General features: G+C 53.3%; 12 protein-coding genes. All 12 read right to left on the bottom strand.

Annotation, left to right across the window (positions count from 1 at the left end; genetic code table 11):
• Position 1: 1 nt before the first annotated feature.
• Entirely contained in the window at positions 2 to 616 is a 615-nt protein-coding gene (gene hisH / locus H8K47_RS13280; RefSeq protein WP_186881897.1) for an imidazole glycerol phosphate synthase subunit HisH, read from the bottom strand.
• Positions 616 to 1758: an N-acetyl sugar amidotransferase gene (locus H8K47_RS13285; RefSeq protein ID WP_186881898.1), complete on the bottom strand. Its 1143-nt coding sequence runs from the start codon at positions 1756 to 1758 to the stop codon at positions 616 to 618. Before H8K47_RS13285 ends, hisH begins: the two co-directional genes overlap by 1 nt.
• Before the next feature lie 17 nt (positions 1759 to 1775).
• Entirely contained in the window at positions 1776 to 2573 is a 798-nt protein-coding gene (locus H8K47_RS13290; RefSeq protein WP_186881899.1) for a formyltransferase family protein, read from the bottom strand.
• Complete coding sequence (locus H8K47_RS13295; RefSeq protein WP_186881900.1) at positions 2566 to 2949, bottom strand: hypothetical protein; 384 nt, start codon at positions 2947 to 2949, stop codon at positions 2566 to 2568. Before H8K47_RS13295 ends, H8K47_RS13290 begins: the two co-directional genes overlap by 8 nt.
• Positions 2946 to 4001 carry a hypothetical protein gene (locus H8K47_RS13300; RefSeq protein WP_186881901.1) on the bottom strand — a complete coding sequence of 352 codons (1056 nt, stop codon included), beginning with the start codon at positions 3999 to 4001 and terminating at the stop codon, positions 2946 to 2948. The genes H8K47_RS13295 and H8K47_RS13300 overlap by 4 nt, the downstream gene beginning before the upstream one ends.
• Complete coding sequence (locus tag H8K47_RS13305; protein WP_186881902.1) at positions 3983 to 5026, bottom strand: hypothetical protein; 1044 nt, start codon at positions 5024 to 5026, stop codon at positions 3983 to 3985. The genes H8K47_RS13300 and H8K47_RS13305 overlap by 19 nt, the downstream gene beginning before the upstream one ends.
• Positions 5023 to 6147, bottom strand: a complete 1125-nt coding sequence (locus H8K47_RS13310; RefSeq protein WP_186881903.1) for a hypothetical protein — start codon at positions 6145 to 6147, stop codon at positions 5023 to 5025. Before H8K47_RS13310 ends, H8K47_RS13305 begins: the two co-directional genes overlap by 4 nt.
• A gap of 77 nt (positions 6148 to 6224) precedes the next feature.
• Positions 6225 to 7535, bottom strand: a complete 1311-nt coding sequence (locus tag H8K47_RS13315; RefSeq protein ID WP_186881904.1) for a hypothetical protein — start codon at positions 7533 to 7535, stop codon at positions 6225 to 6227.
• A 65-nt stretch (positions 7536 to 7600) separates the two neighbouring features.
• Positions 7601 to 9037 (bottom strand): lipopolysaccharide biosynthesis protein, encoded by a 1437-nt coding sequence (locus H8K47_RS13320; RefSeq protein ID WP_186881905.1) that lies wholly within the window; start codon positions 9035 to 9037, stop codon positions 7601 to 7603.
• Positions 9034 to 9759 carry an SGNH/GDSL hydrolase family protein gene (locus H8K47_RS13325; protein ID WP_186881906.1) on the bottom strand — a complete coding sequence of 242 codons (726 nt, stop codon included), beginning with the start codon at positions 9757 to 9759 and terminating at the stop codon, positions 9034 to 9036. Before H8K47_RS13325 ends, H8K47_RS13320 begins: the two co-directional genes overlap by 4 nt.
• Positions 9752 to 10717, bottom strand: a complete 966-nt coding sequence (locus H8K47_RS13330; protein ID WP_222612797.1) for a Gfo/Idh/MocA family protein — start codon at positions 10715 to 10717, stop codon at positions 9752 to 9754. Before H8K47_RS13330 ends, H8K47_RS13325 begins: the two co-directional genes overlap by 8 nt.
• A 9-nt stretch (positions 10718 to 10726) precedes the next feature.
• Positions 10727 to 11704 (bottom strand): Gfo/Idh/MocA family oxidoreductase, encoded by a 978-nt coding sequence (locus tag H8K47_RS13335; protein ID WP_186881907.1) that lies wholly within the window; start codon positions 11702 to 11704, stop codon positions 10727 to 10729.
• Positions 11705 to 11720 lie beyond the last annotated feature (16 nt).

The raw sequence follows: 11720 nt of genomic DNA on the forward strand, positions 1-11720 counted from the left end.
TTCAAAGCTCCGCAAAATTTTTCAAGAGTTGCGCACCAAAGTGATGGCTCTTCTCAGGGTGACACTGCACGCCGTGGATGTGACCGCGCGACACGATGCAGTCGAATTCAAGGCCGTACTCAGCAGTCGCCGCGACGTCATTCTTGTCGTCAGCATCGAAGTAGTACGAGTGCAAGAAATAAAAGCAGGGTTCAGGTTCGAAGCTATTAAATAGCTTGTTGCCTGAACGAATCTTCAGGTCATTCCAGCCCATGTGAGGCATAGGCAGGTTTTGCGAAGCGGGTGTGTTGGCAAAAGCTCTGACGCGTCCGGGTATCCAGTTCAGGCCGGGCAGCTCACCTTCGTCGCTACCACTGGCCAGCATCTGCATACCGACGCAGATACCCATCACAGGCACCTGCTCTTCCAGTACCATCTGCTCAAGCCGAGGACGCATGCCCGATCGGTCGAGCAGGGTCATGGCGGTGTCGAAATGGCCAACACCTGGCAGAATCAAGCGTTTAGCGCCCTCAAGGTCCTCTGGGGCCCGAGCCCTAGTGGCCACCACCCCAATACGCTTGAACAGGGTCATGAAGGCCTGAATATTCCCGACCCCATAATCGACGATCATAATCATTAGAACAGCCTCTTTTCCAGTCCAATCATGCGCAACAGTCGCGCCCCGGCAATGATCAGGTCGCGCTTGTTGCGGAAGTCCCGATAAGTGTGACGCTCCGCTTCGAATATCTGGCGGAATTCTTCCACGGAAAAATCAAGCTTTTCGGCCACATATTCAAAGTCGCTATTGTGCTGCTCCTCGCTCAACTCCGGTCGCGAAATACGGTCACACGCTTCGTCGCGCGTCATCTGACCGGTCATGATGAGACTGGAAAAATGCGCGCGGCGCTTCTCGAATCCGAATCGCTTGGGCAGCCAGTAATCTTCGTAAAAACGAGTGAAAACCGATTCATGGTGCTTGTGTTGGAAGGGTTCACAGCCATACAGACTTGCCAGCGTTGACTCCCCCAATTGACGCGAGTACGGGATGTAATTCAGCGGATAAACGGAAGTGATGTTGTACATGTACTTGTATAGTATCTTGTAACGCAGGATATCTACCAGAGGGAAAGTGTCCAGCGGAATAGAGCCGTATTTCCCATGAATGGAATTGACGAGCCACTTGTCGACTCCGAGATACCCTCCCCAGGCTTCAGGTTCCCGGCAGCATTCGGTCGAGAAATTGCCTCCATTCAGGATGTATTTGATTTTGTGCTGACGAGCGAACTTGTACAGCATTGAGATGTAGGCGATGTCCTGTGGGTAATCCTGATCTGGAATACCTGAACGGAAGAAAGATCGCTGGAGATCCTTCATTTCATTCCAGTTCACCACCTCAGTATACAGATGCATACCCAGACCGTCGACAATCTTCTCGATATTGGACACGGAGCCGCGCGTATTCCAACCAACATCGACGTGGAACAGAAGAGGCCGCAAACCGAACTCCTTGACAGCCACGTGTGCGAGGTAGGCACTGTCGAGACCTCCGCTCAGTCCGAGGATGCAGTCGAATTCACGTTCTTTCCCATCTTCCCGAATACGTCCCAGCAGTGCTTCAAGTTCGGACGATCGCCCAACTCCCGATTTCCATTCTGGGAGAATGTTGTTGTCAAAATTCTTACAGTAACCGCAGACACCATCATGATCGAACTCGATGGTTGGGTCAGACGTATCCATAATGCAGCGTGTGCAAATCTGATATTTACTATTATTTTTCATGGCTCGCGCCTTATTCCTTATGCATTAAATAGCCTGCGAGAGAGATCGAGGCATTCGGGTGAAAGAGTGAAGTATTGACGTCCCTCCCCCATATTCTGGGGCGTAAAGGTAGCGTCACCGCGGACGATCTTGCCAATTGCATCGGCCATGGCCGGTGCCATCTTATATTCGATTTCAAACACCGCCTGCTCAACGGTCTGCATCTGGCTAACGTCGACGTGATGGGTTTTGAAGATTGGTCCCGTATCTACACCGGTATCCATCAGGTGCACAGTGAAACCGATATTGTTGCAATCTCGATTTAGTGAGCACCAATAGGTACAGTCCATTCCCCGGTATTTAGGGAGGATGCCCATGTGGCAGTTCAGAACGCCAATCCCCGCCTTGGCGATGAGTGGCTGACGGATCAACCCCCCGCCGGTGAAGGCTACCAAAGCACAGTTGGAGTCCTCGACGAATTGCAGGCTATCGGATGCATGGAAATCGGAGGTGAACTTGTACGGTATCCCGTGTTGCTCACACAGTTCGATCAGCGAGGAAGACTGCTTCCCGAGCGTCTTGTAATACGTGCTGAATCCATCCTGCAGGCTCTTGCCGATGCCTAACCTCTGAAGAATCAGCTTCTTGAATATCTTACCGAAGATGGACAAACCGGAACTTTTCAGCTCCTTCAGCAGACGATTGCGATCCACCAGTTTCTGGATCATCACTCCCCGGATGGGAACCTCTTGGTCAAGCAGCAGTTTCAGTACAGAGATAGAAAACGCGCTGTAACTGGAGGCTGAGAGAATAAGAACACCTTTTCTTTCAATCATGGCTGAGCTCCCGGCTCAAGGTCTGATCCAGTTGGACCCGCAGCGCGTTACTCGCCGCATCATTCGGAAAATGATCTAAGTAGCGCTTCTTTTTGAACTTGTAGAGCAAGTTTAGAAAACGGAAGTCTTTTTCCTGATCCCATTTATTCAGGAGCAATCGGCTGATACGATGAATCAGGATCGGTGTCGGAAAGCTGACACCTGCTTTCTCAATGCGCTCGATCAACCCATTTCGGTTGACCTCGCAGAATCTAAGCAGATATTCGTAGGCTCCGTCGGAAAATGCTAACACAGCAGCATCGTGCTCCCAGGCAGGGTCAGTCAAAAGGGAAAACAGCCGCGTGGGATTCATGGTATCGGGTAATGGAACGCTCATGGTAACTCGCTGTTGAAAAAGGAAACAACGGGGCATTTAAATTGAATGACGCAACCGTCAAAGTCCTCGACCGCATCCAGGTTCAGATAAGCCATTGAGTTGGTCTCGCCCATTTGAGGAAAGGTTCCGAGCCCATACAGGAACAGCCTCTTGTTCATGCGGTCTTTCTTGAATTGGTACAGCACATCCCAGTGAATGTAATCGCAAGATTGCAGTACGTAGACGTGGTCACCAGCATCGCCGGCGACGTCTTCAGCCGCAGTGCAGCAATAGACGTTTGTGCCAAGCTGAGTGCTGTACCACACGGGCCCCGGCAACGATTGCCCTGTGCTGGTCGTTCCTGAGCTGCGGTCGTAGGTCTGCACCTTCGATGTCCCAAACGGATTGTTGGTCAACCAAACTACCTTATCCGCGAGATGGAACGAACTGATAGCACGGAATGCCAAACCTATACCGACTGTCTTTTGCAGTTTGAAATTCTGGTCAAACAGATAGATACCGGATTCGCTGTTGCTGTCTCCGGTGAATATCCAGTAATGCTGGTCGTGCACATCATATCTAATGGCCAAAATATTCTTCACGAGCCCTTGCTCGAATAGGCTCTTGTAATTCCAGGTCGTTCCGCCATCGAGTGAGATGAGTGCGCCAACCGATTTACTCCTGCCGATGTTGCCATATTCACCGATAACAATCCGCCCTTCATGCACCGAAATCGATTGCGTATGGACGTAATGAGTCAGCGGGAAACGATACACCTTGGTCAGTGTCCTAGTCGGGAGTTCGTAGACGAAGACCTCATTCATGTAGATGATCAGGAGCTTAGTCTTCGAAACCCGAAGTACGTTGATACGGTGAATACGGAGCAAACGGCTGACGACACGAATCCGGGAAAGCAGATTCAGCCAAGACTTGCCGACAATCACCGAAAACTTCTTGCCATCGAGTACACCCTCGATCCTGCCGCCATATGAGCGAATAACATCCCCAGTGGCGTCGTCAATGAAATGCAAATGGCCAACACGAGCGTCGATTTTTATTGTTTGATCTTGCATCTGAGTGCCCTGCCGTCCAGCCCTTTCAGGGCTTCACCAAAAATAAAGAATGAGCCGTCAGAGCGCTCGCTGCGAGAAAAACCAATGACACCAAATTTGAACAGCCCCATAGGCCAACGGTCTTTGGTAAAGGCTGCCAGCCTGGACCAAGTCACCAGGTTCTCGCTGAAATAAATACCGGCCTCGTCCCCAGTCACCGAGTCGCCTGGCTCGACGGTCGAGGCTAACAGGTAGCCGCTATTTGGCACTTCCAGTCCGTACCAGATCGGTCCGGGGAAGGAGCCGTGAAGCTCAACGTCACCAGTCCGGCGATCGAAGTGGACGGTCTGGGACGGCTGTAGCGGACTGTCCATCGCCCAGACAACCTTATCGGGAGTGAAGAACACTGTGCATGCTCGATATATCTGGCTACCGTCGCCTCGGTAGCGCACTTCGGAGAAATTCTCGTTCGCCTCAATCACCCATGATTCACCGTCCGCGTCGCCCGTGAAGATCCAGATCTTTTCCGTGTACTTGTCGGCATAGACGCCGTGTACATGCTTAGCCTTGCCAGCGGGAATCTGATAAGCGATGTGCCAGCTTTCACCGTTGTCATCGGAGGCATAGATCGGGATCGGCTGCCGCTCTGCATTCGCACCATACTCGCCGAAAAGGAGCCGACCGGATTTGGTCTGGCAGAAATCAGTATGAAGCACATTCCTCGACTGGCGCAGTGTCAGCGTCTGGCGTAGGCCGTTGTGCTCATCATATTTGTACGCAACTCCCTGTCGGATCAGTATTAGCGACCTGCCCTGCGGGTCGAGCGGGAAGACATTGCACTTGTCGAGTCGCAGCGCCCGGCGTGCGAGCCGGGATATGCCAAGCACATCGAACTTGGTGCGAGGAAACTCGATGACCACGCGGCCACCGTGCAAACTCTGCACGATGACCCGGCGATGGGTCGACGCTACCAGCAACTCGTCGCTGTAGAAATGGACGATTTCCTCTGGCACGTGTCCGCTGTCCTGAAACTCGATGACTGTCATCTCGTGTTTTGCTCCTTTGAGACGGGGTGGGCTAGGAAAGAACGAATCTCGTCGACTGCAACCGCGACACTGCCGCTGCGTGCGATCGAAACTGTAGCGATGCCTTGCCGCCGATAGTCGAACTCCATGAACGATCCATGACTGACAAAGATTCTGCAGCCCGGATTACCTGCTCCCTCGTAGACCAAGCTTGCATACGCAGCCAACTTTTCTCGGCGCGCGTCGTAGCGATGAACAGGGTGAAACTTAACGATGATTGGGATATCCCCGCAAGATTCCCGTATGGCATCCAGCAGCTTGATTTCCTCGTCGATCGACGGGAACGAGGATGCCAGCAACAGGGCATCTCCCGACAGCGGCGTCTGAGCGAAGCTGGCCGAGGACGAAAAGAGCCGGTACTCGTTGATGCCGTAATAGCGCTCGAATGATGCATGGAACAAGACGTCGCGCAAATACAGGCAACTTACGCAGCCCCCCGCGTGTGGAAGCACAAGTTCCTCGTCAAGAAAGCCGTGTTGGACGATCCGGAAGTCTGCGGCGGCATGCGACAACACGTGAGCCCAGCGTTGATAATGATCGTCGGTGACAAAGATGTGTCCCGCCTGGCGCGCAAGGTGCGCCAGGCCTAGCAACGCGAGTGCATCACGACCATGCAGCAGCAGGTCACGGCGCACACCGGCGGGGCGTGTAAGCGCGTATAACAGCCAGCGCAGGTGTGCACGCATAGCCGATGCGCAACCCGACCAACCGATCTCTGCGCCCATGGCTCTCGGGTCGAAGCGGATTTGATAACGCGGCAAGGTGGCAATTCGAGGATCCGAATCGAGCGCTGCATCAATGACCGTGAGATTGCTATCAGTCGTGGCAAATACCCGACAGGCTTGCTCCGGCAACGCCTGTCGCTGACTGCCGGCCGCGCCGATCAGCAGCAAGAGCCATTGCCAAGGAGCTGCCAGTAAGACAGCTATCGGTGCCACAGCAATCAGCAAGGGATAGAACCAGCCAAATTGCGCTTGGAGCGCAAGCTGCTTCATCACCTTGAAGTTTGGTACCGGACCACTAAGCGGTAACATTGTAGAGACCGCGCGGTACTTAACATCCAGCGCACGTTCGTTTTCCAACGCATCGGCAACCAATCGCCATGGTGCTGCAGGCGACTGTGCTCTAAAAGACCCGGATATGTTCATTGTTCGCTCAATCATGACCTAGTATCACGTTTTAGCCCGCACACCGACTCACCGGAACTCGTTGCCGGATACTGCCTGATAGCCATGCGACAGAGTTGGTAAATTAATAAATACTGGGCCACGTAGATGGGCGTTTCCCATGGAATTAGGGTGCCCCGCAGTGTACTGAATATGCGCTGAAACTCCATCACGTAGATGGGCATAAAGTAGAGATTGCCTCTCAATACAGCATGTCGATAAAGCCACCCCTGCAGAGCTGCGTACATCGTTAGCGGCAGCCAAGACAACAGTGCGCCATAGTAATTGAGGTAGAGTTCCGTGTCCAGCGGCCACTGCTGGGTAGCATGCTCGTTTTCCCATTGTTCTGGGAAAAACTCCTTGGTGAGCATGACGCTGATGTCGAAACTCGCATCAGGCGACAGCACCCCTAAAATCTGCAGCGGCTTAACGAAAACCTGCCACACCGTCTGGAAGAAGCCTGGATCACGACTAGTCACGATCCAGTCATGCAACTGAAATGCATTGAAGTAGCCAACCAGCATTTCGATAAAAAAAGGAGTCGACGCGTAGAATCCCTCCGTACGGATCAATGTACCTAGGTATAAGAGTACAAAGAACGATACGCTTAGACCGATGATCGTCCCCAGTCGAAACTTCATAGTCATAAACCAAGGCGACAGGAAGATAATCAGCAAAAAGATAAAGCGGCTCTTGATCCCGCCGATGTACGACAACGTCATCATGACTAAGAGTGCCACAAGCAAAATAGGCCATTTGCGTCGCGCACGCTGGGTCTCAAGCCCGAATAGGAACACCGTAACATTGCCCAGTGTGATGATGATCACGTTAAGAAGCCCATGCCCTTCACGCTTGGCAAGATAGGTGTAGCTGTAATCCGTGATCCAGGCGTCCAGACCAGCCGTTGATTGCATAAACAGAAAAACGAGCACGACGGACAGAACTGCCAGCCCATTGCGCCAAGCAGGCTTAACTTCGATATTCTCTCTGAACCTGGCTCGCGGCTGGTGCGAGTCCTTGCAGAACCAGTACAGTCCGAAGAACAGCACAAGAAATGTGAACTCCGCCTGGAATAGCAGCGTGAGCGACATGGTTTCCCAAAAAACCTGCTGCCCCCAGGGCAAAACATAGTCCCAATCAATCAGGTAAAGCACGAGATTGAGCGTGCTCGAAAGGACGATATATAGACCATAAAACGCAAACACCATGTTGTTCGGGTGCAGCACGTTCCGCGGCCGATACATCAAGTATGTCCACACGACGATAAGTGACAACCAGGCACTGCCCCATGGTGCCACAGCCATAAGGAAGGTCATGGGTAGCAATACGAGGAGGTATAGCAGCAACTTGGTAATGTTTCCCAACTGAATCATCTTACTTCCCTATGCATCAAACTCAGAAGGTCACGTCGAACTAACCAGACGACGACAAAAAACACCCCTACGCGCAACACATCGTGTAATGGTTGTTGCATATTCACAAGCACCAGCACCAGCACGGACAATATCCAGAGTGCCTCACGCCATGGCATCACCGGCGGCAGCAGACGACAGACGTTGACCACACCGAGGCAAAACACGGTCATGGCGAAATAGGCCACTACTGTGGTCCAGGCTGCGACTTTCCAGCCGAATAAGGGAAGCAGCCAGAGGTTAAGACCAATGTTGAGTGCCGCGCAGGAGATAGTGATTGCAGAGATGGTTGCCGTCTTGTGAAAATATGCAAGCACGCGCACCCATATTTGGAAAACAACAGAGCATAGCCCACCTAGTGCTACGATGGGAATGAGTGTGAACCCTTCAACGTAGCGCGCAGGCAAGACGAATGACGATAGCTGCTGACCAAAAAGCACAATCCCTACAGTCGGCACTAAAGCCAACGCAAAGATGAGGCGAGCATCCCGGTTTATCCGATCGTGATCTCCCTTGTTTAACGCCGTGAAAAACGATGGGTTGAAGGCATTGAGAACCGCTGTGACTACCATCAACAGCAGAACGCCAACGTTATAGCTGAGACTATAAAGACCTGTGGCCTCTTTCCCATAAAAACGATCAATGATCACCCGGTCAAACTGCGAAAGTAGCGTCAACCCCAACATATATGGCACCAGGGGCAGAGCATATCGTGCCATATATGTCAGATGATCTGGTCGCAACGTCCATTCGATGCGACTCCGCAGCAGCACGAGCACTACAACGCTCAATATTAAGCTTGCGAAAGCATCGGCCAGCAACACTGCGAAGAACTTGTCACCACCCCATACCAACAGAAGCGCCAAACTCAAACTCAGTGAAACCACAGCCTTGCCAGCCACGATACGCAACAGTAATTCACCCCGCTGATCGTGAATCGCAATCTGGGTCATCAGCGACTCAACGATTTGACCAGCGACGGTCACCAACATCAACGGCAGCAGTAACTGGGGCAGGCCAAGCGTTACGCTTGTGACTTCTGCAAAAGCCATAATCGCAATGCTGCCGACAACAAACACAGCCCCCACCGACAACAATGTTGTACCCAAAAAGCTTTCGAACGCAGCTTCAGGGAGATAAATGTAGCGGCCGATGGCAACATGCAGATTCAGTGATAGCACCAGCGCGAAAATCCACAAGTAGGATTGGAATATGTTGAGCACGCCGTAGTCAGCCACTCCCATCATCCTGCTATACAAAAAAATTGTTGCGATGGGAACCAGCTTGCTTGCGACTGCTACACCCAGTTGATTGACAATCTGGCGCACCACCCCGCCCAGCGACTTGGACGGCGCAGACAATGTAGGTATGGCTTTGTTGGTCACGTTCGTCACAGAACTACGTCCCCGCTATTCTCACAGGGTCTTGCATGGCTCTCCTTCGGCACACCGCCATCCAGCACCACAAATTTGACCGTTTCCGCTACCCGGGTAGCGAGACGACAATGCCCATCCGCGTTCAAATGATGATGATCAGACATAATATCGCTCGGGCTGAAATCAGTTGTAGATATGTAGTTCCTACTCCGCAGGACTGCGTTGTAGCGATCGACTGCAGCACCAATACCCTGCACGCGCGACTCATACTCGGCGTCAACGGGTAGAATGCCAACCCAGTGCACGTTGGCGAACAGATGCTCGAAGGCTTGAACGGAAGCTTCGTAACTGGCAAGCGATGTGTAGCTCATTTTGCGCCACCGGCGCAGCATCGCCGCATTCCTGCGGACAAGCGCCAGGATCAATGAACCGACAATTGGCAGACGTTGTAGCACCTGCTGCTCAATCACCGAAAGCGCACGTGGCGCGCAATCTACGATTCCAGACTGTACAAGAACCAAGGCTGGCTTGATCGTACCGTGATAGTAGGCGCTATGCTTGAACAGATCTCCGATAGTGGCACCACCTCGCCCACAATGGACGAAATCAACATCCGGAAAACGACGCTTGAGCAGTGCCACCCAAGTTTGCTCGTACGTCACAACCTCCGGTTCTCTGCGGGGAAACGCGAGTGAATCGGTCAGGATGAGCACGGTCGGTATGCTTGTCATTTCAGGCATGGGCGTAACCAGCAATTTGCTCGTATAGCGGCCAATGCCGCACCTGATCAGCCAGGCTACACATGCCATCTAAATTCCCCGTAAGGAATCGACGAGTCTGTTCGTGCAGGCCAGGCTTAAAGGCTTGATCAAGAGCGAGATCAAGAGCAACAGGTTCAATGCCGACCGAGCCACGGCGCATGACCTGCAGTGCTTCCATCGGTCGGAAAATCAGACGACGTTGGCTAGTGAGTATCTCGACGCCCCAGCGTCCGGGGGCTCCCCAGTTGGCCTGGTAGGAAAATAAGGCGCCACCAACCGTGCGGCCAGCACCTGCGAACACCGCGGAACTCGGGTGCCAAGGCAACGCCCCAGCAGTGAACGCTTGCAGTTCACTTGGCTCACCGCCCAGACAGAAGGCCAAATCTATGACATGTGTAGAGTTGCCGAGTAGCCAAGCCTCTTTCACTCCCGGTGCCTTGGTCAGACCCTCAATCACGTGCCCCCACTCTGTGAACTCGAAATTCAACGACTGCACTCCACCGTCTTCCTTGATCATTTGCTGCGCTGCCAAGGTCGAGGCAAAGAAACGCCGGTTGTAGGCAATTATTACTTCGGCACCTCGTGCACGAGCTTCGGCCTCCAGAGTCTTAATCTCGGTGCGGTTCAAGGCTCCCGGCTTTTCAAGCAAGATTCGGCGTACGCCAGCCTGCAGCAGGCTCATCGTAGTCGCCGCGAGCGCCTCAACGCCCACCGCCACAATGGCAGCATCAGCCACGAGAGGGCGCGACGAGAGAAATGTCTCCAGGCCACCGCTGAACACAGGATGGTCGCATTGCGCTTCGAACTTGCGGGCAGACTCTTCCCCGCGGCCAATTACGGTGATTTGGCAGTCAAGCGCACGCAGAACCTTGAGATAGTCAAGCGCCATACCGCCAGCGCCCACAAGCCAAACTGAAGTAGATGTCATCGTATGCATGTTAAGTTGTCAGGTAATTGGACAAATGTCGTTCGCACCAGCCAGATGGGGCAAGGCGTGCCCGGTCAGCGCCTGCAGTAGTGGCAGGTGGTAGGACGCTGACTGCGTGTAAGGAGTGAGCGCGCTGGTGCCGTCTTCCAGAATGCGTTGTGTCACGGCGGTGGCTAGCTCACTTAACATCGGTGCCTTGAAATCCACCGTACGCCAGCCGCCGTCACTCGGGTCACACAAAAAAGCCCGCCCTGAGGACTCGTCGACGAGGCAAGAGCGGCGGCTCCCGCGCAAGGTCAGCAGCAACGGAGCCTGCGAATCGCGTTGCGCGGTGAGGCTAAAGCTGGCATCGCCACAACGCCCCTGCAACGTGCCAGTAAACTCTTTGAAGCCGGCACGCTTGCTATCGATGAGGCCTTCGTCGAGCAGCGCTGTCGAGATCGAGTGAACGCTACCGCCGGTAAGGTAGGCAATGATGTCGACAAAGTGAACGCTGTTGCAACCCAGCCCCCAGTTGCCTCCGCGTACATCCACATGCAACAGCGGATCATCCAGGAAGAAGGTGCGCAACGTTTCGTAGATAGGAAAAACACGACGTGGACAGTTCACCCAGGCACGGCTACCGGCCTGCTGCAGCAACTCAGCGGCAGCGCTGTAATCCGACTGGCGCTGAAACAATACCTTTTCAAGCAAGATGTTGCGAACGGTGCGTCCCTGAAGCAGTGCCCGCAACACAGACAGGCGCACATCCGCAGCTGTAGCAATGACAGTGTGATCCAGAATCGCAGGCAGCGCTTCGATCTGTTGGTGGAAGTGTAATGAATGGAGACCAGCCCCAAGTACTTCATCAGCTCTCTGGCGTGCCACGTCAAGCGAGGCTTGTGATGGATCAACGACATGGATCTCGCAGGGCAAGCCGAGACGTACAAGACCTTGCAGATGCCGACTGCCAAGCTGCCCTGCGCCGATAACGGCTATCTGGTATTTGGGTTTCATAATAATCGATACTAAT

This window comes from Cognatundibacterium rugosum (assembly GCF_014284365.1).
Taxonomy (GTDB): Bacteria; Pseudomonadota; Gammaproteobacteria; order Burkholderiales; family Burkholderiaceae_D; genus Undibacterium; species Undibacterium rugosum.